General features: G+C 72.4%; 17 protein-coding genes. 10 read left to right on the top strand and 7 right to left on the bottom strand.

The window, feature by feature from the left end; all coding sequences use genetic code 11:
• The first annotated feature begins 97 nt into the window (after positions 1-97).
• Positions 98-1,240 (top strand): ABC transporter substrate-binding protein, encoded by a 1,143-nt coding sequence (locus AC5WS8_RS19965; RefSeq protein WP_496104765.1) that lies wholly within the window; start codon positions 98-100, stop codon positions 1,238-1,240.
• A 9-nt stretch (positions 1,241-1,249) separates the two neighbouring features.
• Here AC5WS8_RS19965 and AC5WS8_RS19960 read toward each other — a convergent pair whose 3' ends face one another.
• Together AC5WS8_RS19960 and AC5WS8_RS19955 are read right to left on the bottom strand one after the other, a co-directional pair.
• Complete coding sequence (locus tag AC5WS8_RS19960) at positions 1,250-3,796, bottom strand: SpoIIE family protein phosphatase (protein ID WP_496104764.1); 2,547 nt, start codon at positions 3,794-3,796, stop codon at positions 1,250-1,252.
• A gap of 206 nt (positions 3,797-4,002) precedes the next feature.
• A complete protein-coding gene (locus AC5WS8_RS19955; protein ID WP_496104763.1) occupies positions 4,003-5,109 on the bottom strand; it encodes a pyridoxal-phosphate dependent enzyme in 1,107 nt (368 codons plus the stop codon).
• A 442-nt stretch (positions 5,110-5,551) separates the two neighbouring features.
• Between AC5WS8_RS19955 and AC5WS8_RS19950 the strand changes: the two genes are divergently transcribed.
• The 5 genes from AC5WS8_RS19950 (at position 5,552) to AC5WS8_RS19930 (ending at position 11,095) form a co-directional block, all read left to right on the top strand.
• The gene (locus tag AC5WS8_RS19950) at positions 5,552-6,304 is read left to right on the top strand and encodes a GntR family transcriptional regulator (RefSeq protein WP_496104762.1); all 753 of its coding nucleotides are present in this window, start codon (positions 5,552-5,554) and stop codon (positions 6,302-6,304) included.
• Between the two features lie 436 nt (positions 6,305-6,740).
• Complete coding sequence (locus tag AC5WS8_RS19945; protein ID WP_388991156.1) at positions 6,741-6,923, top strand: SPOR domain-containing protein; 183 nt, start codon at positions 6,741-6,743, stop codon at positions 6,921-6,923.
• 54 nt (positions 6,924-6,977) lie between these two features.
• Complete coding sequence (locus AC5WS8_RS19940) at positions 6,978-7,400, top strand: (deoxy)nucleoside triphosphate pyrophosphohydrolase (protein ID WP_496104761.1); 423 nt, start codon at positions 6,978-6,980, stop codon at positions 7,398-7,400.
• A gap of 350 nt (positions 7,401-7,750) precedes the next feature.
• Positions 7,751-8,209: an ATP-binding protein gene (locus tag AC5WS8_RS19935; RefSeq protein ID WP_496104760.1), complete on the top strand. Its 459-nt coding sequence runs from the start codon at positions 7,751-7,753 to the stop codon at positions 8,207-8,209.
• A 276-nt stretch (positions 8,210-8,485) separates the two neighbouring features.
• On the top strand, positions 8,486-11,095 hold the full coding sequence (locus AC5WS8_RS19930; RefSeq protein ID WP_496104759.1) for a SpoIIE family protein phosphatase: 2,610 nt from the start codon (positions 8,486-8,488) through the stop codon (positions 11,093-11,095).
• Here the strand turns inward: AC5WS8_RS19930 and AC5WS8_RS19925 are convergent.
• A complete protein-coding gene (locus AC5WS8_RS19925) occupies positions 11,058-12,572 on the bottom strand; it encodes a TPM domain-containing protein (RefSeq protein ID WP_496104758.1) in 1,515 nt (504 codons plus the stop codon). The genes AC5WS8_RS19930 and AC5WS8_RS19925 overlap by 38 nt on opposite strands.
• 167 nt (positions 12,573-12,739) lie before the next feature.
• Here AC5WS8_RS19925 and AC5WS8_RS19920 point away from each other — a divergent pair, with 167 nt between their 5' ends.
• On the top strand, positions 12,740-13,069 hold the full coding sequence (locus AC5WS8_RS19920) for a hypothetical protein (protein WP_496104757.1): 330 nt from the start codon (positions 12,740-12,742) through the stop codon (positions 13,067-13,069).
• Complete coding sequence (locus tag AC5WS8_RS19915; RefSeq protein WP_496104756.1) at positions 13,066-13,338, top strand: hypothetical protein; 273 nt, start codon at positions 13,066-13,068, stop codon at positions 13,336-13,338. Before AC5WS8_RS19920 ends, AC5WS8_RS19915 begins: the two co-directional genes overlap by 4 nt.
• 309 nt (positions 13,339-13,647) lie before the next feature.
• Here AC5WS8_RS19915 and AC5WS8_RS19910 read toward each other — a convergent pair whose 3' ends face one another.
• Genes AC5WS8_RS19910 through AC5WS8_RS19895 form a run of 4 tightly spaced genes read right to left on the bottom strand, consistent with a single transcriptional unit; the run spans position 13,648 to position 17,551 of the window.
• Positions 13,648-14,418, bottom strand: coding sequence for a succinate dehydrogenase/fumarate reductase iron-sulfur subunit (locus tag AC5WS8_RS19910; protein ID WP_496104755.1), 771 nt, complete (start codon positions 14,416-14,418; stop codon positions 13,648-13,650).
• Positions 14,415-16,388, bottom strand: coding sequence for a fumarate reductase/succinate dehydrogenase flavoprotein subunit (locus AC5WS8_RS19905; protein WP_496104754.1), 1,974 nt, complete (start codon positions 16,386-16,388; stop codon positions 14,415-14,417). The genes AC5WS8_RS19910 and AC5WS8_RS19905 overlap by 4 nt, the downstream gene beginning before the upstream one ends.
• Before the next feature lie 18 nt (positions 16,389-16,406).
• A complete protein-coding gene (gene sdhC, locus AC5WS8_RS19900; RefSeq protein WP_496104753.1) occupies positions 16,407-17,240 on the bottom strand; it encodes a succinate dehydrogenase subunit SdhC in 834 nt (277 codons plus the stop codon).
• Positions 17,241-17,260: 20 nt separating this feature from the next.
• Complete coding sequence (locus AC5WS8_RS19895; RefSeq protein WP_496104752.1) at positions 17,261-17,551, bottom strand: Rv0250c family protein; 291 nt, start codon at positions 17,549-17,551, stop codon at positions 17,261-17,263.
• A 371-nt stretch (positions 17,552-17,922) separates the two neighbouring features.
• Between AC5WS8_RS19895 and AC5WS8_RS19890 the strand changes: the two genes are divergently transcribed.
• Both AC5WS8_RS19890 and typA read left to right on the top strand, forming a co-directional pair.
• Positions 17,923-20,031: an ABC transporter family substrate-binding protein gene (locus AC5WS8_RS19890; RefSeq protein WP_496104751.1), complete on the top strand. Its 2,109-nt coding sequence runs from the start codon at positions 17,923-17,925 to the stop codon at positions 20,029-20,031.
• Between the two features lie 369 nt (positions 20,032-20,400).
• Positions 20,401-22,317 carry a translational GTPase TypA gene (gene typA / locus AC5WS8_RS19885; protein WP_496104750.1) on the top strand — a complete coding sequence of 639 codons (1,917 nt, stop codon included), beginning with the start codon at positions 20,401-20,403 and terminating at the stop codon, positions 22,315-22,317.
• Positions 22,318-22,717: the final 400 nt, after the last annotated feature.

Below are 22,717 nucleotides of genomic sequence, written 5' to 3'. Positions count from 1 at the left end.
GACCGAAGGGCCGACGCGGTAGCCGTACCGTGGCTGGGGGCTCCCGGGAGTTCTCCGCACCTCCACGATCGCGCCGCCCCACCCTCCTGGAGCCGTCGTGACCGCACCACGTGCCTGCGCAGCCGCCGTTCTCGGCTGCCTCGCCCTCCTCACGACACTGTGCCTGAACGCCTGCGGCGGCCCCTCGGCCACCCGGCTCGAGAAGCCGTCGACGGCGACCTCCGCGGCGAACGTGGGCGGTATGCGGGCCCTGGTCGCCGCGGCGAAGAAGGAGGGCAGGCTCACGACGATCGCGCTTCCGCGCGACTGGGCCGACTACGGCGGTCTGATCGACGGCTTCCAAAAGAAGTACGGGATCAAGGTGACCGTCGAGGACCCGCTGGGGCACAGCCAGGACGAGGTCAACGCCCTCAGGAACAGCGCGGGGCGGCCGACCGCCCCCGACGTGATCGACGTCGGCGACAGCTTCGCGCGGGCCGCGGTGCGGGAGAACCTGCTCGCGCCGTACAGGGTCGCGGACTTCGACGCGATCCCCGACAACCAGAAGGACCCCCAGGCTCGCTGGGCCAACAACTACGGCGGCTACATGTCGATCGGCTGCGACGCCCGGCGTGTCAGGACCTGCCCCCAGACCTTCGCCGACCTGCTGCGGCCCGCCTACAAGGGAATGGTCGCCCTCGAGGGCGATCCGACCCGGTCGGAGACCGCCTTCTCCAGCGTCTACGCGGCCGCGCTGGCGAACAACGGGTCGTTCGACGACATCCGCCCCGGCATCGACTTCTTCGCCAAACTGAGGAAGATCGGCAACCTCAACCTCCTGCCCGCCACCTCGGCGACGGTCCGGGACGGCCGGACACCGATCACCATCAACTGGGACTACATCAACCTCCACACCGCCGACCAGCTCCGCGGCACGGGTGTCGACTGGCACGTCGCGATCCCGTTCGACGGCAGCTTCGCCCAGTACTACGCGCTGGCGGTCAACAGGAACGCCCCGCACCCGGCGGCGGCCCGGCTGTGGCAGGAGTACCTCTTCAGCACGGAGGGCCAGAACCTGCGGCTCCGCGGCTACGCCCGCCCCGTCCTCATGGACGTCATGCGCCAGGACGGCACCCTCGACACGGCCGCCGCCGCCCGGCTGCCGACGGTGGAGGGAACGCCGCAGTTCCCGACGGACGCGCAGGTGGAGAAGGCGAGACGGACCGTCGACCGGGACTGGAGACCGGTCGTCCTGGGCTGACCGGCGCTGCTACGGGGAGTCGGTGGGCGGCAGCGGCTGCTCGGTCCAGATGGTCTTGCCCGTGGGGGTGTACCGCGTCCCCCACTGCTGGGTGATCTGGGCGATGATGTACAGCCCCCGGCCGCCCTCGTCGTCGCTCGCGGCGTGGCGCAGGTTCGGGGCGGTGTGCCCGGTGTCGGACACCTCGCAGATGAGGGCGCGGTCGCGGATCAGGCGCACCTGGATCGGGCCGCCGACGTAACGGATCGCGTTGGTGACCAGCTCGGTCACGATGAGCTCGGTGGTGAAGGCGAGGTCGTCGAGATCCCAGACGCCGAGCTGCTTGGCGACGGTGGTGCGGAGGGAGGCCACCGCCGCCGGGTCCGCCGTCAGCTCCCAGTGCGAGAACCGGTTGCGGTCCAGCACGCGGGTGCGGACCAGCAGCAGCGTCGCGTCCTCGTCCACCGGCCCGGGCAGGAGCGTGGCCACGGACCGGTCGCACAGCTCCTCCAGGGACACCCGGTGGTCGGAAAGGGCCCGGGCGAGCAGGCCGCGCCCGGCCTCGGGGCCGTCCGCCGCCTGGAAGAGGCCCCCCGTGAAGAAGGCGACCAGGCTGCCGGGCGCAAGGTGCAGTTCGGTGGACTGGTAGGGCGGGCCGGTGCCTCCGAGCGGCGGGCCGGGCGGCAGTTCCGGGTAGTCGGCGACGCCCGTGTCCGGCGCGACGACCGCCAGGGGCGACGGGCCCGCCCGCGCCAGGCTGCACTGTCCCGAGACCGGGTCGTACACCGCGTACAGGCAGGTCACCCCGTGCGCCCCCTCGGCGGGCCGGCCGCGGCCCGCAGGGCGGCCGGCCGGGCGCTCGTGCGCGGTCGTCTGCTCGACCAGGTCGGCCAGCCGGGAGAGCAGCTCGTCCGGGGCCAGGTCCAGCCGGGCCAGCACGCGTACGCCCGTACGCAGGCGCCCCATGGTGGCGGCGGCCCGCAGTCCGTGCCCGACCACGTCCCCGACCACCAGGCCGACCCGGGTGCCGGACAGCGGGATGACGTCGAACCAGTCGCCGCCCACTCCGGACCCGTTGTCGGCGGGCAGGTAGCGGCTCGTGGCGTGCACGGCGGTCTGCGGCGGCAGACGGTTCGGGAGCAGGCTCCGCTGGAGCTTGAGGGCCGCGGTGTGCTCACGGGTGATCAGCAGCATCAGTACGAAGCCCACCAGCAGGGCGCCCAGGCCCACCACGGTGACCCCGCCGGTCGGGCCGATCACCGGCAGGTCGACGACCGTCGCGCCGTAGCGGGGGTCCGCGTACACGCCGAAGGCGGCGTAGAGGAACAGGGTGAGCATCAGCAGCCCGCCCAGCCCCGGCAGTACGCCCTTGAACAGCAGGTCGCCGGGGCTGCGGGTGAGGACCCTGCGGTGGTACCACAGGCAGGCGAAGCCGGTCAGCCCGTAGTAGAACGTGATCGCGAGGCCGACCGACTCGACCGAGTCGGCCAGGAAGTCCCGGCTGAACGAGCTCAGCAGGAGGAGCACGGCGATGGAGACCGCCCCCATGCCGACGGTGGACCAGGTGGGGGTGAGGAACCTGCGGTGGACCCGGGCGAACCGGGCGGGGAGCGCCTTGTGGACCGCCATGGAGAACACGGTCCGGGCCAGCGGCAGGATGGTCGTCTGGGTGGAGGCCAGCGCCGACGTCAGCACCATCAGGATCAGCAGCCGGGAGAGCACCGGTCCCGTGCCGTGGTTGCCGAAGACGGCCCTGCCCAGTCCGGAGAGCACATCGCCGGAGTTGCCGGCGTTGCCCAGTCCGATGCCCGAGCTGCCGACCCCGGCGAAGGCCTGCGCGGACGTCGACACCAGCGAGTAGGTGACCAGGAGCAGCACGGTGGAGACCACCGCGGCGCGCCCGGGGACGCGGGTGCTTTCGACGGTCTCCTCGTTGACCGTGACGGCGGTGTCCCAGCCCCAGTAGATGAAGACCGCCACGAGGAGGCCGGAGGTCAGCGCCTTCGCCGAGGACACCTGGAAGGGGTCGAACCAGGAGGCGGCGATGTGGATCGCCGTCGGGGGAGCGCTGGTGTAGACCCTGACCAGCGCGGTCACCGAGAACAGGACCAGCACCGCCACCTCGATGCACAGCAGCCAGCGCTGGAGGGCGGCCGAGATCTCGATGCCGACGTAGCAGACCACGGTCAGCACGGCGATCCAGACGACGCCCGCCACGGTGGTCCACAGCCGGTTCGCCGCCAGGGCGTCCAGGCCCACCAGCCGGAAGCCGTAGATGCCGGCGATATCGGCGAGGTTGGCCATGACGAGGACGTCCGCGACGATCACTCCCCAGCCGCCCATCCAGCCGGTGCGCGGGCCGAAGGCACGGGTCGCCCAGGTGAAGGCGGTCCCGCAGTCGGCGTTGGACGCGTTCAGCTCCCGGTAGGCGTAGGCGATCAGCAGCATCGGGACGAACGCCAGCATGGTGACGATCGGGGCCTGCAGCCCCACACCCGCCACGACGAGGCCGAGCGTGGCCGCCAGGCTGTACGCCGGGGCGGTGGAGGCCAGGCCGATGACGACCGAGGAGAACATGCCCAGGGCTCCGCTCTTGAGCCCTTTCCGGCCGGGCCCCGTGCCGGGAGCGGGGCGGCCGGCGGAACGTGTCGATAGTGCGGCCTTGTCACCCACCTTGCCCATTATGTGGAGAATCGGCAGGGAGCGCTTCCTCGTGACCGGGCGCGGACCCCCGTGGCCCGGGGAGGCCGTCCCGGCCCCTCAGGAGCCGCCCGGTCCCGTCCTCAGGCCAGCCCCGTCTTCAGGCCCGCCCCGCACAGCGGCACCACGGCGCTGCGGGATCCGAGGACTCCCTCCCGCACGGCCGCCCAGCAGGCCACGCCCGTCGACTCCACGTACAGGCCGCGGGACGCCAGGTCGAGCTGGGCGTGTCGGATCCGGTCGTCGGCCACCGCGAGGAACGTGCCGCCCGAGTCGCGGACCGCGCGCAGGATCTGGCGGGCCCGGGGCGGCCGCGGAATGGCGATCCCCTCGGCCGCGGTGGGCCCGACGGCGGTGGCGTCCACGTCCACCAGGTCCTCGGCTCCCTCCTGCCACGCGCGCGCCAGCGGGGCGACCGCCGCCGCCTGCACCGCGTACAGCGCCGGGCGGCGGTCGAGCAGCCCCGCCCCGTACAGTTCCGCGATCGCGAGGGCGGCGCCGAGCAGCAGCGTGCCGTTGCCGACGGGCAGCACGAGCACGTCCGGGAGCCGCCCGCCGAGGTCCTCCCACAGCTCGTGGACGTACGTCTTCGTGCCGTGCAGGAAGTAGGGGTTGAAGACGTGCGACGCGTAGAACACCCCCGGCTCGTCCGCCGCCTCACGCGCCGCGCGCGCCACCGCCTCACGGCCGCCCTGCACGGGCTGCACCCGCGCCCCGTGCGCCCCGATCTGCTCCAGCTTCTTCGGGGAGGTGCCCTCGGGGACGTACACCGTGCACGGCAGCGCGGCCCGGGCGCAGTACGCGGCGATCGCCGTGCCCGCGTTGCCGCTGCTGTCGGCGATCACCTGCCGGGGCTTCAGGCGCAGCGCGAGTTCGGCCAGCAGCACCGCGCCGCGGTCCTTGAAGGACAGGGTCGGCATCAGGAAGTCCAGCTTCGCCGCGATGTCGTCCGTCAGCTGCACGAGCGGTGTACGGCCCTCGCCGAGACTGACCGCGGGCCCCGCGAGCGGCAGTGTCTCCGCGTACCGCCACAGCGAGTTCACCCGGCCGCCGAGGGACTTCAGCGGGGCGGGCGTCGGCGCGAAGTCCAGGTCCAGCGGGCCGCGGCAGACGGGGCAGCACCAGGCGAGCGACTCCGCTGCCACGCGGGTTCCGTCCGCCGGGCAGTAACAGTCCGGCAAGGGTGTCATGCGAGAAGGCTAGGGGTGTTTCGAAAGTCCCGCACAGCACCCACGGCGCCCGGCACGCTCCCCGGGCTCTTCGAGTGGAGGGGACCCCTCTCGCCGCACCGGTCGAAGCCCCCGAGTACGTCCGGTACGAGGGCTTTCGGCCGGCACGCCGAGAGCACGCACCGGACCCTGCGGCACCGCACACCGGACACTGCGGGCATCGCACACGACTTTCGAAACGCTCCCCGGCCGGGACCGGCGTCCTGACTCTCTGTCATGGGCAGTGTGCGGCACCCGTGTTCGGGGCAGGTGTGACCGAGTCGATAGCGGGGAGAAAGTTGCCTGGGTAAAGCCCTCGGCCGGGAGAAGTCATCACATCGGGTGATTCTCTGGCCCGTGCTTGCGTGGGGGAACCGACGGTTGCCAGGCTGTTGCTGTCTGTACAACCTGATGGGAGCGGCCAGTGACTTTCGGTGAGCAGCCGGCGTATCTGCGTGTCGCGGGTGATCTCCGCAAGAAGATCGTCGACGGTCTGCTGCCACCGCACACCCGGCTGCCGTCCCAGGCCCGCATCCGCGAGGAGTACGGCGTCTCGGACACGGTCGCCCTGGAGGCGCGCAAGGTGCTGATGGCCGAGGGGCTGGTGGAGGGCCGCTCCGGGTCGGGCACATACGTCCGGGAGCAGCCGGTGCCACGGCGTGTCGCCCGCTCCGGGTTCCGGCCGGAGAGTGGCGCGACCCCGTTCCGTCAGGAGCAGGCGGACGCCTCCGCGCGCGGGACGTGGGAGTCGCACAGCGAGCAGGCGGAGGCGAGCGGCGCGATCGCCGAACGGCTCGCCATCCAGCCGGGTGACCGGGTGATGCGCACGAAGTACGTGTTCCGGGACGCGGGCGAGGCGATGATGCTGTCCACGTCCTGGGAGCCGCTCGGGCTGACCGGGCGCACTCCCGTGATGCTGCCCGAGGAGGGCCCGCTCGGCGGTATGGGCGTCGTGGAGCGGATGGCGGCCATCGACGTGGTCGTGGACAACGTCACGGAGGAGGTCGGCGCCCGCCCCGGCCTCGCGGAGGAACTCCTCGCGCTGGGCGGCGTCCCCGGCCATGTGGTCCTGGTCATCCAGCGGACGTTCTACGCCTCGGGTCGCCCGGTGGAGACGGCGGACGTGGTGGTACCGGCGGACAGGTACCGGGTGGCGTACCACCTGCCGGTGAAGTAGCCCGAAGACGGCGCGGACGGCCCGCTTCCACCGCACGACCCGCCTCCGCGAGTCCCTCCGCCGACTCCGCCTCCACCCGCCGCCTCAGGCCTCACCCGGCCCCCCGCCGTCCCCAACTCCTCCTTGCCGGACTCCGGTTGCCCAGCCGTCGGGCTGCCCTCCCGCCGTTGCGATCCGGTCGTTTCCCGTCGCCCGGCCCCCGGCGCTTCGCGCTGCTCTGTGTGCGCAAGGGGCGCGTCAGGGGGCGCGTGTGACGGCGCGCACCCCCTCGGTCATGGCTGGTTGCGTACCTCTTTGTGAGAAGTCGGATTCGCTGCGTGAAGGTAAGGCGTAGGCTCGGGCATATGCGCAGCGCGGTTTCCTCGGTGGGCGGGGCGCGGCGGAAGCCGGGGACGGGACTCGGGCGGGCAGGGGCGGGAAGGAGCAGTGGGGCGCGATGAACGACAGCACGGTCACTCTTCCCTGGCTCGTCATACGGCAGGACGACAACGGCAACCGCTACCGCGTGGGCAGGTACGCCACCCGCGCCGAGGCGCAGAAGATCGTGGACAGCCTCGGCGACCGCGGCCACAAACAGCTCTACTGGGTCGAGCGCATCGGGCAGAACGGGGGCACATGAGGCGCACCCGCCCTCTCCGCGTGACGCGTCGCACGCTCCCGTAGGCTCCGGCGCATGACGCAACCGATCGTGGTCGTCGGCGCCGCCGTGCTGGACGGCGGCCGCCTCCTGGCCGCCCGCCGCAGCGCACCCCCGGAACTCGCGGGCCGCTGGGAGCTGCCCGGCGGCAAGGTCGAACCCGGCGAGAGCCCGGAGCACGCCCTCGTGCGCGAGCTGCGCGAGGAACTCGGCGTCACCGCGGAGCCGGTCGCGCGCGTCCCGGGGGAGTGGCCCCTGAAGCCCGGGTACGTCCTGCGTGTGTGGACCGCCCGTCTCCGCGCCGGCACCCCCGAGCCCCTCGAGGACCATGACGAGCTGCGCTGGCTGACTCCCGAGCAGGTCTGGGACGTCGACTGGCTCGATCAGGACGTCGCGGCGGTCGAAGCCGTACGGGCCGTGTGGCGGCCGCACCGGGATGCGCCGCAGAGCCCCGAATGATCCCTGGACGACCTCGAACTCCCGCCCCGCGAGCGGGCCACGGACGGGTGGCGACGCCCGGCCCCGGCCCGTGCGGGCTGCGGGGCCCCGGCCGTGTGAACTCGGACCCCCGTGCATGGATACGGTAAAAGCTGTGCCCGCCTTGTGAACGGCCCCCGTGGTCGCGCAGGCCGGAATGCCGCCGTTCCCACCAGCGGAAAAGCCGCAAGTCGCACCCCGGCGCGGGGGCGCCCGGTCCCTCGGCCGCTGGTGAGGATGGGACTGTTGTTGCTCCAGGGGCTGGCGCCCCATACGCCGTTCGTGCCACAGTGCGCCCCAGTGCGCGGTAAGGCGCCATTGATATCGGGTATGTGCCCATTGACCCCACAGAACCGGACGTTGGTGGGCTTCTGGCCTGGGAAGTGATCGGCGTGCTCGACACCCAAGGCGAAAGCGCCGAGTGGACGTTCCCCGCAGACCCCGGTGCGGTCCGCACCGCCCGCGCGGTGGTCCGGGGCCAGCTGCGCTCCTGGGGTCTGGACGAACTGGGCGATGTCGCCGCGCTGCTGGTCAGTGAGCTGGTCACCAACTCGATGCGGCACGCCACGGGCCCCATCGGCGTCCGCCTCGTCCGGGCCGTCGGCCCCCTCCCCACCCTGCTCGTCGAGGTCTCCGACCCGCTGCCCGACTTCCCCCACGAACGCAAGGCCCGCTCCGACGAGGAGGACGGCCGCGGACTGCAGCTGGTCGCCCACTCCTCGCGCCGCTGGGGCACCCGGCCGGCGGACACCGGAAAGACGGTCTGGTTCGAGCTCGCGGTTCCCCGCTGACCGCACTCACCCGGTGCACGGCAGCGCGCCACCCGCGCGGTCGGCGGGGTGCGCACCGACCGATCGGATCGAGCCACCAGCGCGGGCGACGTTCTGTGGTTCGAGCGGGCACCACCTGGTTAGAAGACTGGGAGTATGGCCCGGCCGGTCCAAAAACCATCGGGATCGTGCTGTGATCGTGAACACCGTGTTGTGCGGCACCGTAGTGCTGGATACTGCGGGCAGCCGCCCCCGGTGACCGGTGCCGGACGCGGTGAGCTGGAGGGGACGGTTCGCGTGAGCGAGATACCAGCGAAGGCCACGGAGTCCGAGGACCCGTCGGACGGCGCGAGGGACGGGGCCGCGGTCGACGCCACCGCGGCCGTCGAACCTCGCGACCCGGCGGGCGGACCCCTGTGGCAGAGCAGTCCGCCCGGCTCCATCTACGACTACATCAAGGTCGCCTCGTTCTCCCTCGGCCCCGACGGGCTCGTCGACCAGTGGAGCCTGAGGGCGGAGCGTCTCTTCGGCATCCCCGCCGAGCGGGCCGTGGGCATGGACCCCATCGAGGCGTTCGTCGCCCCGGACCTGCGTGAGCGAGGCCAGCGCAAGATGGCCGAGATCCTGGACGGCCGCGAGTGGACCGGCGTCATCCCCTTCCGGCTGCCCGACGCGGAGCGGACCGAGGGGCTGGCCGAGGTCTACGTGATGCCCACCACGACCGAGGTCGGCGAACAGGGTGCCGTGTGCATCATCGTCGATGCCCGCACCCTCCGCAGCATCGAGACCGACCTCGCCGCCTCGCAGGCCATATTCGGTCAATCTCCCTTCGGCTTCCTGCTGATCGACACCGACCTGCGGGTGCGCCGTGCCAACGAGCGGTTCGCCTCCACGTTCGGCGGCACGCCCGCCGGCCACCGCGGCCGCACCGTCCACGACTACCTGGCGTCCCCGGAGGCCGACCGCGTCACCGCCACGCTGCGGCGCGTCCTGGAGACCGGCCAGTCCATCACGGACATGCACATCACGGGGTTCGTCCCCGGCTCCGACGACCGCAAGCACTGGTCCGTCAACCTCTACCGGGTGCACAGCGGCAGCGGCCGGCCCATCGGGATCGCCTGGCTCGGAACCGACATCACCGCGCGCCGCGCCGCCGCCCGCGAGGCCGCCGCCGCCCGCCGCAACCTCGCCCTGCTGAACGAGGCCGGCGCCCGCATCGGCAACTCCCTCGACCTGGAGACCACCGCGCGGGAACTCCTCGACGTCGTCGTCCCCGGCTTCTGCGACCTCGCCACCGTCGACCTCTACCAGGGACTCCTGGCCGGCGACGAGACCCCGCCCGGCCTGCCCGACGGCAGCGCCGAGCTGCGCCGCGTGGCATTCGCCAGCGCCGTCTCGGACGCGCCCCTGGCCGGCGGGCCCGCGCCCGTCGAGGTCGGCGCGGTGCACCACTTCGCCTTCAACTCCGAGTGCGCCGACGCCCTGCGTACCGCGAGTCCCCGGCACCTCTCCGCCGCGGACGGCGGCCTGATCCAGTCCACCCTCGCGGTCCCGATGGTCGCCCACGACACCGTGGTCGGCCTCGCGCAGTTCTCCCGTACGAAGGGCAGCGAGCCGTTCGGGGAACGCGACCGCGCGCTGGCCGTGGAGCTCGCCGCGCGTGCCGCCGTCTGCATCGACAACGCGCGCCTGTACCGCCGCGAGCACGAACGGGCGCTGATCCTGCAGCGCTCCCTGCTGCCGCCGGGCGACCCCGAGGCCTCGGGACTGGACATCGCCTGCCGGTACCTGCCGGGCAACGCGGCCACCGGGCGGCCGAGCGAGGTCGGCGGCGACTGGTTCGACGTCATCGAACTCCCCGGTCACCGCACCGCGTTGGTCGTCGGCGACGTCATGGGCCGCGGTCTGCGCGCCGCCGTCGCCATGGGCGAACTCCGCACCGCCGTACGGACCTTGGCCCAGCTCGACCTCGAACCGGCCGAAGTCCTCGCGCAACTGGACGAGATCGCGCGCGGCCTCGGCGCACCCGGAGGCGTCCAGCAGGCCACCCGCGCCGCCCGCCGCCCCCGCGAGGCGGACCTGTCCGAGATCTACCTCGCGACCTGCGTGTACGCGGTCTACGACTCGGTGACGCGCCGCTGCACCTTCGCCAACGCGGGCCACCTCCCGCCGGTGCTCGTCGAACCGGGGGAGTCCGCGCTGATGCTGGACGTGCCGCCCGGAATGCCCCTCGGCGTGGGCGGCGAGCCGTTCGAGGAGGTGGAGGTCGAACTCCCCGAGGGCGCGCTCCTCGCGCTCTACACGGACGGCCTGGTGGAGTCCCGGGACCACCCCCTGGACGAGGGACTGCAGGCGTTCGTCGGCGCCCTCACCGACCCGTCCCAGCCGCTGGAGGACGTCTGCGACCAGGTCCTCAACACCCTCGACACGCATCACGGCGAGGACGACATCGCGTTGCTGATGGCACGTGTACAGGGGCTGCCGTCCGGCTCCGTCGGCGACTGGACGCTGCCCCGCGAGCCCCGCAGCGTCGGCCGGGCCCGGGAGTACGCGCGCGGCCGGCTGCTCGGCTGGGACCTCGAACCGCTCGTCGACACCACCGAACTCCTCGTCAGCGAGCTGGTCACCAACGCGTTGCGCTACGGCGAGGGCGAGATCAGGCTCCGGCTGCTCCTGGACCGGACGCTGGTGTGCGAGGTGTGGGACGCGGGGCTCGTCCAGCCGCGCCGCCGCCGCGCCCGGGACACGGACGAGGGCGGCCGTGGGCTGCAACTGGTCGGCATGCTCTCCGCGGCGTGGGGTTCGCGCCGTACGCCGCGCGGCAAGACGGTGTGGTTCGAACTCCCGCTGCCGGGCGGTGAGGGCGGTGTCACGGACCCGGCGGAGGCGTTGCTGAGTCTGTTCTAGACGCCGGGTCCGTTTCGGGCGGGGACCCGTTCCCGGCCGGTGCCGTCCGGAACAGCCCGCCGCCGTCCCTGCGCCCCCGGGTGGCAGGCCCGCCGAAGCTCGCGGGTCCGACGCCGCCCGGGTGGTGCCGCGCCTCGAGCAGGATGCCGCCGAGCCGGGCGCCGCCCGTCCACAGGCCCTCGCCGTACGGCGTCCCGTACGCCCGTACGTCCCGCTCCGCGAGCCGGCGGGCCTCCCGGGCGAGTACGTCGGCCTCGCGGGCGTCGGCGAGCGCGTCGGCGGGCGCGGGCGGCACAGCGGTGGCCACCGCGGCGCTCAGCCGCCGCTCGGCCTCCGCGAGCCGCGTCCGCGCCTCCCAGCCGACGGCCCCGCGGTGCGTGGTCACCCGGTCGGCGGCCGCCCCGACGGTACTGCGGGCGACGAGCACGGCCCGCTCGAGCCGTGCCCGCGCCCCCGGACCCCGCGCCACCCGGTGCACGGCCCGGTCCAGCCCCACGGCCACCTGCTCGATGCGCCGCAGCGCGCCCACGGGGTCGAACCGCCCCTCCTCGTCCCTCTCCTCGCGTACCCGCGCCACCACCGACTCCCCGTGGGCGATCGCCCGGGCGGTGTCCGTGCCCAGGAGCCCGCGGGCCTCCGCCAGACCGGCCTCCACGTCGGTCAGGGCCGCGGGCAGGCGGTCCGTCGCCGCCGTCAGCTCCGCCGCGAGCCGGACCACACCGTCCAGGAGGACCGTTGCCTGGCCGGTCGCGGCCTCGGCGGCGCGCAGCAGCGCCACCGCGTCGTCCGTCACGCCGTCCCGCAGCGCCTGCCTCGCCCGGCCCAGGACGGCCGTGGCGAACAGCAGCCGGTCCTTGGCCTGTTCGTCGTGGCCCGCCACCGGCAGACGGGCCGACAGGGCGTACCGCGCGCGCATCCCGGCGAGCGTGCGCTCCGTGTCCGGGACCCGGGCCGCCACCTCCCGCAGCCGCGCCCCGGCACGCTCGAGCGCCTCGGGCGCGGTCCGCTCCAGCGCGCGGATCCGGTCCAACCCGGGCGCCCGGGCGTCCAGCCGCCGCCCGGCCGCCTCGCACCGTTCGACGATCTCCTCCAGCAGCCCCCGCGCCGGGCTCTCCCCGTCGTCGAACCGCTGCCGCAGCCGACACGCCTGTGCCAGCTGAGCCGCGGCGAACTCCACCGCCTCGCCGCACTCCCGTACCGCCTCGCCCCCGAACGCCTCGGCCGCCTGCCGCAGTTCCTCCCGGCTGGTGCGCACACAGTCGTCCGTCTCGACGAGCAACCGCCCCGATCGCCGGTCGAGTTCGTCCAGCGGTACGACGGTGGGCAGCACCCCGCCCGGCGTCGTACGGGTCGCCGTGCGCAACCGGCGCCGCACCGACGCGTACGACGCCACGGCGACGGCGGCGACCGCGGCGACCAGCGGCAGCACCAGATCCCCGGTGGAGACGTGGTGCGGGGCCAGCACCACCGCGAACACGACAGGCACCCTCCGCACGGCTCGGAACACGGCGGCCAGGCGCGGCCGGCGTCGACGGTGGGGCGGCGTCACATTTCGGAGCGTATGGCTGAATACGCTGCACCGCGACCGGGGTGCGGCGCCTGATGTACAGGGGGCGGATCTGGTCCTCCCCAGTGGTTGGTGCCATGATCAGGACAATGGACTCCGGGGGCTCGATGCTGCACATCACCTCACTGATCGCCGTGTACGTGCTCGTGGTGCTCTACGCCGTAGCGGGCGTCCTGGTCCTCACGACCGGCCGGGTCGCACCCTGGGCGCGGGGGGAGGTGCTGCGGCCGCGTCTGTGGGGCCCCGGAGCGCTGCTCTTCGCCGCCGGCACGGGGTTGTGCCGCTACGCCTCCACCGTGCGCGACCTCACCGTCCTCGACATCCTCTTCGCGGTCGGCCTGCCCCTGATGATCTGCGGCGGAGTACTGCAGTCGCTGGGACGGCGCGCCGAACGCGCGTCCTCATGACGCCCGCCCGCACCCCCCGCACCTTCGACGCCGAGGGGGAGCACGCCCTGCTCCGGCTCCCCTTCGGCCCCCGTCGCGGCGCCCCGCGCACCGACGGGCTGGACGAGGACCGGCTGCGCCTGTACCGCCCCGCCCTGCACCCGTCTCCGGTGGCGGGCCCCCTCGGCCTCCTCGACGGCGACTGCCGGGATCCGGCGCCGATGCCGGGCATCGCGGAAGACGGCCTCGAACGAGCACCGGAGTTCGTACGACGGTGCCCAGCACGATGACCGGCATGCCCTGGGCGCTGGTGGGGGTGGCCGCGTCGGCGCTGGCCGCGGACGCGGCGACGGGGGGTCGCCGCGATCGCGACGGGCCGGGTGCCGCGGTGGGGCGGGCGCAGGATCATGCGGCCGAAGCTGGGGGGACACGGCACGCCGGTGAGCGCCGTCGGCATGTCCGGTCACGTGTTCCTCGGCCCCCTCGACGAGGCCCCCTTCGCCCATATGCCCCTCGCGGCCCCGGGCTTCGGGCTGTGGTCCGCCGCGCGGCGGTGCAGATGCCGGCCCGGCACCCCGGCCGCCCCCGGGATCCCGCCGCTACGAAGAACGCCTCCCGATCTTCGAGCCCAGCCACACCAGCGGGTCGTACTTGCGGTCGACCGCCCGTTCCTTCAGCGGGATCAGGGCGTTGTCCGTGATCCTGATGCCCTCGGGGCAGACCTCCGTGCAGCACTTGGTGATGTTGCAGTAGCCGAGGCCGTGTTCGTCCTGGGCCGTGCGCTTGCGGTCCAGGCCCCGCTCGGCCGCCGCGTCCAGCGGATGCATGTCCAGTTCCGCGACCCGCATCAGGTACCGCGGCCCCGCGAACGCCTGCTTGTTCTCCTCGTGGTCGCGCACCACATGGCAGGTGTTCTGGCACAGGAAGCACTCGATGCACTTGCGGAACTCCTGCGAGCGGTCCACGTCCTCCTGCATCATGCGGTACTCGCCCGGGCCCAGCCCGGCGGGCGGGACGAAGGCCGGGACCTCGCGCGCCTTGACGTAGTTGAAGCCGACGTCCGTCACCAGGTCGCGGATCACCGGGAAGGTGCGCAGGGGGGTGACGGTGATCGTTTCCTCCCGGTCGAACACCGACATCCGCGTCATGCACATCAGCCGCGGCCGTCCGTTGATCTCCGCCGAGCAGGAACCGCACTTGCCGGCCTTGCAGTTCCAGCGCACCGCGAGGTCCGGGGCCTGGGTGGCCTGCAGACGGTGGATGATGTCCAGTACCACCTCGCCGTCGTTGACCTCGACCTTGAAGTCCTCCAGGCCGCCACCGCCCGCATCGCCCCGCCACACCTTGAAGCGGGCTTCGTAGCTGCTCATTCGTACAGCTCCTCTTCGGCCAGGTACTTCACCAGCTCCTCCTTCTCGAAGAGGGCGAGCAGGTCGGGGCGGATGGGGTCGGTGGTCTCCCGGGTGAGCGCGATCTGGCCTCGGACCGGGTCCGTCGCCGCCAGGCCCCCCGTCGGGTCGGTGAGCCGGCACAGCAGGTTGACGCGCCGCCACGCGCGGTCCATCGACGGGAAGTCCTCGCGGGTGTGACCGCCGCGCGACTCCGTGCGCTCCAGCGCGGCCCGCGCCACGCACTCGCTGACCAGCAGCATGTTCCGCAGGTCCAGCGCCAGATGCCAGCCCGGGTTGTACTGGCGGTGCCCCTCGACGCCCGCCCGGCGCGCCCGCACCCGCAGCTCCGCCAGCTTCTTCAGCGCCTGCTGCATCTCCGGCTCGCGGCGGATGATGCCGACCAGGTCGTTCATGGTCTGCTGGAGTTCCTGGTGCAGGGTGTACGGGTTCTCCGACGGGCGGCCCTCCTCCCGGACGTCCTCGCCGGGCGCCGGGCCCTCCGCCGAGAACGGGCGCAGCGCCTCGGCCGCCGCCGTGTCCACCTGGACGTCGTCCACGCGGGGCCGCTCGGCCAGTTCCATGGCGTACTGCGCCGCGTGCAGACCGGCCCGGCGCCCGAACACCAGCAGGTCGGAGAGCGAGTTGCCGCCCAGCCGGTTGGAGCCGTGCATGCCGCCGGCCACCTCCCCGGCCGCGTACAGGCCCGTGACCCCGCGGGCCGCCGCCGTGTCCGAGTCGACCGCGACGCCGCCCATCACGTAGTGGCAGGTCGGCCCGACCTCCATCGCCTCGGCGGTGATGTCGACGTCCGCCAGCTCCTTGAACTGGTGGTACATCGACGGCAGCCGGCGCCGGACGACCTCGGCGGGCATGCGCGTCGACACGTCCAGGAAGACCCCGCCGTGCGGGGAGCCCCGGCCCGCCTTCACCTCGGCGTTGATGGCGCGCGCCACCTCGTCCCGGGGCAGCAGCTCGGGCGGGCGGCGGTTGCCGTCCGGGTCGTCGTACCAGCGGTCGGCCTCCGCCTCCGTCTCCGCGTACTTCTCCTTGAAGACGTCGGGGATGTAGTCGAACATGAACCGCGTGCCGTCCGCGTTCATCAGCACCCCGCCGTCGCCGCGCACCGACTCGGTGACGAGGATGCCCTTCACCGACGGAGGCCAGACCATGCCGGTCGGGTGGAACTGCACGAACTCCATGTTCAGCAGTGGTGCCCCGGCGAGCAGCGCCAGCGCGTGCCCGTCGCCGGTGTACTCCCAGGAGTTCGACGTCACCTTGAAGGACTTGCCGATGCCGCCCGTCGCGATCACGACCGCGGGCGCCTCGAGGACGAAGAAGCGGCCGGACTCGCGCTCGTAGGCGAAGACGCCCGACACCCGGCCCGCGGCGGAGCCGTTGTCGGATGCGGTGTCCTTGAGGATCCGGGTGACCGTGCACTCCTGGAACACCTTCAGCCGGGACTCGTAGTCGCCGGTCTCCTCCTTGTCCTCCTGCTGGAGCGCGACCACCTTCTGCTGGAGCGTGCGGATCAGTTCCAGCCCCGTGCGGTCACCGACGTGCGCGAGGCGCGGGTACTCGTGGCCGCCGAAGTTGCGCTGGGAGATCCTGCCGTCCTGGGTACGGTCGAACAGGGCGCCCCAGGTCTCCAGCTCCCAGACGCGGTCGGGCGCCTCGCGCGCGTGCAGTTCGGCCATCCGCCACTGGTTGAGGAACTTCCCGCCGCGCATGGTGTCGCGGAAGTGCACCTGCCAGTTGTCGTGCGGGTTGGCGTTGCCCATCGCCGCGGCGATGCCGCCCTCCGCCATCACCGTGTGCGCCTTGCCGAACAGCGACTTGCAGATCACGGCCGTGCGGGCGCCGCGCTCGCGGGCCTCGATGGCGGCGCGCAGCCCGGCGCCGCCGGCTCCGACCACGACCACGTCCCACTCCTGCCGGTCGACCACGGTCATCACAAGGCCTCACTGTCGTCAGAAGAAGCGCGGATCGGCGAAGACGCCGGACGCCACCAGGTACACGTAGAAGTCGGCGAGGGCCACGCTGACCAGGGACGCCCACGCCAGCAGCATGTGCCGGGCGTTGAGCCGGCTGATGAACACCCACGCCCGGTACCGCACCGGGTGCCGGGAGAAGTGCTTGAGCTTTCCGCCGACGATGTGCCGGCAGGAGTGGCAGGAGAGGGTGTACGCCCAGATCAGCGCGATGTTCACCAGGAAGACCAGGGTGCCGAGCCCCATGTGGCCCCAGTGGTAGTGCCGGTCGCGGAAGGCGAGCACGGTGTCGTAGGTGAGGACGCCCGCCACCAGGAGCGCCGCGTAGAAGAAGTACCGGTGGAGGTTCTGCAGGATCAGCGGGAAGCGGGTCTCGCCGGTGTACTTCCCGTGCGGCTCCGCCACCGCGCAGGCCGGGGGGGACGCCCAGAAGCCGCGGTAGTAGGCCTTTCGGTAGTAGTAGCAGGTCAGGCGGAAGCCCAGCGGGAAGATCAGGATGATGATCGCCGGGGAGATCGCCCACCAGCTGCCGAAGAGGTCCGCGTTGGGCCCCGCGTGCATGGTCCGGCACCGCTCCGCCAGGCACGGCGAGTAGAACGGCGAGACGTACGGCGCCGCGTAGTAGTGCGCGTCGGCGAAGGCGCGCCAGGTCGAGTACACGACGAAGGCCAGCAGTCCGGCGACGGTGCCGGCCGGGGCCAGCCACCAGCGGTCGGTGCGCAGGTGGCGCCCGGGGATCGCGGCGCGCCTGCCGGTCCGCTCGCCGCCGGGCGCGGGGACGTGGGTGTCGGGGGGTTCGGTGCCAGTGGCCAACTTGGGACGCACCTTCTTCGTCAGGGGGCGTGCCGGTCGCGGGCGCCGAGTCCCTCGTCGTCCGAGTCCGTCCACAGGGTGGTGTCGTACGGGGTGTCGGGGATGGTGACGAGATCGGGCCGCCGCACGGTGCCTGCCGCACTGGCCGCCTCGCGCAGCAGCGCCACGCTCTCGCGCAGGTGGTCGGTGTCGGTGCGGACGCGGCGGATGTCGAGCCCGCCGCTGCCGATCTGCCGCTCCAGCCGCCCCACCGACCGGCACAGGTCGTCGAGGCAGCGTTGCACCGATGTCAATTCGTCGTGCACGGACATGACGTGACCTCGCTTCCGCGGATCCCTCGGACCGGGTGGCAACGCTCATGCGCCTGCGAGTGTTGCGCGTCACACCAACCGGAGGGAAGGGACATGCAGCGATTGGCCGACTCACGGGGGTGTGTGCGGGTGCGTTTTCGAATCTCCTGCCACTCCGGGGGCGAAGGGGCGGAGGGCCGGATGTGCCGCCGAATGCGCCATCCGGGTGAGACCGCCCGGCCGTGTCGCCGTGTCGCCGCATCCTGTCGGCCTCCTTCCTCTTCAGTGGGCGCATACATCTGATCAGCTCCAAATACCCTGAATACTCCCAAACCGGATCATATCGCCCTAAGCCCGCTCATCCGCGGAGCGGCCCCTCGGAGGTAGACGTGATGTCCCACGACGGCGTCGGACCGCGCGCGGTACTGCGCTCGGTCGCTTTCCTCACCGCGGGAGCCCTCGCGGCCTCTGCGCTCGCGGCCTGCAGCGCCGACGACGAACAGCAGAGCAAGCCGGTCGCCGCGCAGGACATCGCTCCCGCCGCCCGCTCCCTCGTCGCCGACGGCGGCACCGTGCGCTGGGCCGTCGACGCCGTGCCCGAGACCCTGAACACCTTCCAGGCCGACGCCGACGCCGCCACCACCCGGGTCGCGGGTGCCGTCCTGCCCTCGCTGTTCCGGCTGGACGCGCACGGCCGTCCGCAGCGCGATCCGGACTTCCTCGAGTCCGCCAAGGTGGTGTCGACCGAGCCCAAGCAGGTCGTCGTCTACCGCCTCAACCAGCAGGCCGTCTGGAGCGACGGCCGGGAGATCGGCGCTGACGACTTCGCCGCCCAGTGGCGCGCCCTCGCCGGCAAGGACAACGCCTACTGGACCGCCCGCAACGCCGGCTACGACCGCATCGAGAAGGTGGAGCGCGGCGCGAACAACCTCGAGGTCAAGGTCACCTTCGCCAAGCCGTACGCCGACTGGCGGTCGCTGTTCTCCCCGCTGTACCCGAAGGACGTCACGGGCACCCCGGACAGCTTCAACGACGCCGCGCGACGTGGCCTGAAGGTCACCGCCGGGCCCTTCTCCCTCGCCAAGGTGGACCACAAGGGCGGCGAGGTCACCCTCGCCCGCAATCCGCGCTGGTGGGGACGGCCCGCCAAGCTCTCCCGGATCGTGCTCGTGGCCGTGCCGCTCGACCAGCGGGCCGCCGCGCTCGCCGACGGCAAGGTCGACATGGCGGAGGTCGACCCGGAGGACGCGCAGCGGATCACCCTCGCCGCCCGCGACAAGGGCAGCAAGCCGCTTCAGGGCCCCTCCGCCACCACCGGCGGTGACCCGGGCGCGCCCGGCGCCGCGCAGCAGCAGGACCTGCGCGGCTTCGTGGTCCGCAAGTCCCTGGAACCCGCCTACACCCAGCTCGCCCTCAACGGCTCCCGGGGCCCGCTCGCCGACGAGCGGGTGCGCCGGGCGGTGGCCCGCGCCCTGGACCGCACCGAGCTGGCCGGGCTGGTCCTCAAGCCGCTCGGGCTGCCCGCCGTGCCGGTCGGCAGCCATCTCGCGCTCGCCGGACAGGACGCCTACCAGGACAACAGCGGCTCTCTCGGCAAACAGGACACCGCCCAGGCCCAGGCGCTGCTGACCGAGGCGGGCTGGGTGCCCGGCGGCCCGGTCAAGGGAGAGCAGAAAAAGAAGAAGGGCGTGGCCGGGGCCGAGGGCCACACGGCGCGGCCCGGGGACGGCACGGCCACCGACGGCGCCGGCACCGTCGGCCAGGACGACAAGCCGCCCGCCCACGACCCCCGCGACCACGCGAACAAGCCCGCCGACGAAGGGGCGGGCAGGCACCTCGAAGCCGAGCGCCGCCGGGAGCACGGCCGGCGTCCGGGCGGGGCGCCGGGGGCGTACGCGCCCAAGGGCACGGCCGCTCCGGGCGGTGCCGCCTCCGGGGTGCTCGCCAGGGACGGCAAGGCGCTGCAGCTGCGGTTCGTGCTGCCCTCCGGGCCGGGTTCGAAGACGCTGCGGACCGTCGGTGACCGCATCGCCCGCATGCTGGAGAAGGTCGGGATCAGCACGGAGATCACCACCGTCCCCGACAACAGCTACTTCAAGGACCACATCGCGTCCGGGGACTACGACCTGGCGCTGTACTCCTGGCCCGCGACCGCGTTCCCCGCCACCGACGCCCGGCCGATCTTCGCCAAGCCGGTCCCGGCGGCGGACGGCTCCCTGAGCGTCGAGCAGAACTACACCCGGGTCGGCACCGACCAGGTGGACCAGCTCTTCGACCAGGCGATCGCCACGCTGGACGAGGACGAGGAACGGGACCTGGTCCGCAAGGCCGACGCCCACATCTGGGCCACGTCGGCCTCGATCCCCCTCTACCAGCGCCCCCAGCTCACGGCGACCCGCACCAACCTGGCCAACGCCGGTTCATGGGGCTTCGAGACCCCGGTGTACGAGGACATGGGCTACCTGAAGAAGGCCGCGAAACCCTCACCGAGCGCCTCCTAGTGCCGTGCCGGGCGTCGCGAGCCGGTGAACCTTTCCGGTCACAGCGCTAGCTGCGGGCGGTCGCGCCTCCCCCGGCGCCCCGACGGCCTGGGGGACCCCGGACGGGGCACGGGTGGGCGCCGGTGCGCCCCCTGCTCGAAGAGCTTGGGGGAGGACCCCGTGGCGCCGGGCTGCGGACCCACCCCCCCCCGCCCACCTGCGGCACCGGGGGCCTCGCAAGCACCGTGACCTGCACCGACGTAACCCGGCGCCCCCAAGCGGCAGCGCCCCCGTACCATGGGGTGAGGCCGTGGCACGTTCAGCCCGGCAGGGCGCGCGTACCCAGGAGGTATGCGCAGCCGTCCTCACACTCCGGGAGAACGCCTCAATATGGCTGTGACTGCAACGCGTCACGACATCCGCAACGTCGCCATCGTCGCGCACGTCGACCACGGCAAGACGACCATCGTCGACGCCATGCTGAAGCAGGCCGGCGCCTTCGCCGCGCACCAGCTCGAGCAGGTCGACGACCGCGTCATGGACTCGAACGACCTGGAGCGTGAGAAGGGCATCACGATCCTCGCCAAGAACACGGCGGTGAAGTACCACCCCAAGCACGGCGGGGAACCCATCACCATCAACATCATCGACACCCCCGGCCACGCCGACTTCGGCGGCGAGGTCGAGCGCGGTCTGTCGATGGTCGACGGCGTCGTGCTGCTCGTCGACGCCTCCGAGGGCCCGCTGCCGCAGACCCGTTTCGTGCTGCGCAAGGCGCTCCAGGCCCGGTTGCCCGTCATCCTGTGCATCAACAAGACGGACCGCCCCGACGCCCGTATCGACGAGGTCGTCAACGAGACCTACGACCTCTTCCTGGACCTGGACGCCGACGAGGACCAGATCGAGTTCCCGATCGTCTACGCCTGTGGTCGCGACGGCATCGCCTCGCTGACCAAGCCGGAGGACGGCACGGTCCCGGCGGACTCCACCAGCCTGGAGCCGTTCTTCTCCACGATCCTGGAGCACATCCCGGCCCCGACCTACGAGGAGGGCGGGCCGCTCCAGGCCCACGTCACCAACCTCGACGCCGACAACTTCCTCGGCCGTATCGCGCTGCTCCGTGTCGAGCAGGGCGAGCTGCGCAAGGGCCAGACCGTCGCCTGGATCAAGCGCGACGGGACGATCAGCAACGTCCGCATCAGCGAGCTGATGATGACCGAGGCCCTCACCCGCAAGCCCGCCGAGAAGGCCGGCCCGGGCGACATCTGCGCCGTCGCCGGCATCCCCGAGATCATGATCGGCGAGACCCTGGCCGACCCGGAGAACCCGGTCGCGCTGCCGCTGATCACGGTCGACGAGCCGGCGATCTCCATGGTGATCGGTACGAACACCTCGCCGCTGGTCGGCAGGGGCGGCACCGGCAAGGGGGCCAACGCCAAGGCCACGGTCAAGGACCGCAAGGTCACCGCCCGCCAGGTCAAGGACCGTCTCGACCGCGAGCTGATCGGTAACGTCAGCCTCCGGGTGCTGGACACCGACCGCCCGGACGCCTGGGAGGTGCAGGGCCGCGGCGAGCTGGCGCTGGCCATCCTGGTCGAGACCATGCGCCGCGAGGGGTACGAGCTGACGGTCGGCAAGCCGCAGGTCGTCACCAAGGAGATCGACGGCAAGACGCACGAGCCGTTCGAGCGCATGACGATCGACGTGCCCGAGGAGCACATGGGCGCGGTCACCCAGCTCATGGGCGTCCGCAAGGGCCGTATGGACAACATGTCCAACCACGGCTCCGGCTGGGTCCGCATGGAGTTCGTCGTGCCCTCCCGCGGGCTCATCGGCTTCCGCACCGAGTTCCTGACCAGCACCCGCGGCACGGGCATCGGCCACTCCATCCACGAGGGCTTCGAGCCGTGGGCGGGCCCGCTGCAGACCCGTAACAACGGCTCGCTGGTCGCCGACCGCTCCGGCACGGTCACCGCGTTCGCGATGACGAACCTGCAGGAGCGCGGCACGCTGTTCGTGGAGCCGGGCACCGAGGTGTACGAGGGCATGATCGTCGGCGAGAACTCCCGCTCCGACGACATGGACGTCAACATCACCAAGGAGAAGAAGCTCACCAACATCCGCTCCGCCACGGCCGACATCGCCGAGTCGATCGTGCCGCCGCGCAAGCTGTCGCTCGAGCAGTCCCTGGAGTTCTGCCGCGACGACGAGTGCGTCGAGGTGACGCCGGAGGCGGTCCGCATCCGCAAGGTCGTCCTGGACCAGCGCGAGCGGGCCCGCGCCGCGAGCCGCGCCAAGCACGGCTGATTTCCGGCCATCTGCATCAGGGCCGGGCGTTCCGCGAGACGGGGCGCCCGGCCCTGACGTGTACACGGCGGGATAGGGAAAACCCTTCACTTGGTTGCAGGAGCCGCACGGTCCGGGGATGCGCACTACCCTGCTGCGGAGGTGCATTCCGGCCACGCCGGACGGATCGCTGACGAACGGGCTTCGCGGGGCGGCCGTTTCACGGCACGCGTTCCCCGGAGGCGGACGGCGCGTGCGGGTGCGCATCGGCGTGCGCACACGGCGCCGAGGCCGCTGCACACCTTCCCCGTAACCGCAACCGGTTTTTCCCGACGAGTGTCCGGAATGCGGACACCCAGCCCCGGTAGATGTGTAACAAGTCCGTTTCGCAGGGATCTTTCGGCAAACCGTTTGTCCGGAT

Source organism: Streptomyces sp. PTL18, from assembly GCF_059510295.1.
The sequence above is the reverse complement of the archived record's forward strand: the minus strand, read 5'-3'. Positions and strand labels throughout refer to the sequence as shown.

Excerpts from the sequence above, each read along its gene's own strand:
- AC5WS8_RS19960 (WP_496104764.1), bottom strand. The coding sequence starts at position 3,796 with ATGTTCTCCTCGGTCGTCATCGGCCTGGCCTCCACCGCCCCGGCGTAC.
- AC5WS8_RS19955 (WP_496104763.1), bottom strand. The coding sequence starts at position 5,109 with ATGACACCCTTGCCGGACTGTTACTGCCCGGCGGACGGAACCCGCGTG.
- AC5WS8_RS19945 (WP_388991156.1), top strand. The coding sequence starts at position 6,741 with ATGAACGACAGCACGGTCACTCTTCCCTGGCTCGTCATACGGCAGGAC.
- AC5WS8_RS19940 (WP_496104761.1), top strand. The coding sequence starts at position 6,978 with ATGACGCAACCGATCGTGGTCGTCGGCGCCGCCGTGCTGGACGGCGGC.
- AC5WS8_RS19920 (WP_496104757.1), top strand. The coding sequence starts at position 12,740 with ATGATCAGGACAATGGACTCCGGGGGCTCGATGCTGCACATCACCTCA.
- AC5WS8_RS19915 (WP_496104756.1), top strand. The coding sequence starts at position 13,066 with ATGACGCCCGCCCGCACCCCCCGCACCTTCGACGCCGAGGGGGAGCAC.
- AC5WS8_RS19910 (WP_496104755.1), bottom strand. The coding sequence starts at position 14,418 with ATGAGCAGCTACGAAGCCCGCTTCAAGGTGTGGCGGGGCGATGCGGGC.
- AC5WS8_RS19905 (WP_496104754.1), bottom strand. The coding sequence starts at position 16,388 with ATGACCGTGGTCGACCGGCAGGAGTGGGACGTGGTCGTGGTCGGAGCC.
- AC5WS8_RS19895 (WP_496104752.1), bottom strand. The coding sequence starts at position 17,551 with ATGTCCGTGCACGACGAATTGACATCGGTGCAACGCTGCCTCGACGAC.
- AC5WS8_RS19890 (WP_496104751.1), top strand. The coding sequence starts at position 17,923 with ATGTCCCACGACGGCGTCGGACCGCGCGCGGTACTGCGCTCGGTCGCT.
- typA (WP_496104750.1), top strand. The coding sequence starts at position 20,401 with ATGGCTGTGACTGCAACGCGTCACGACATCCGCAACGTCGCCATCGTC.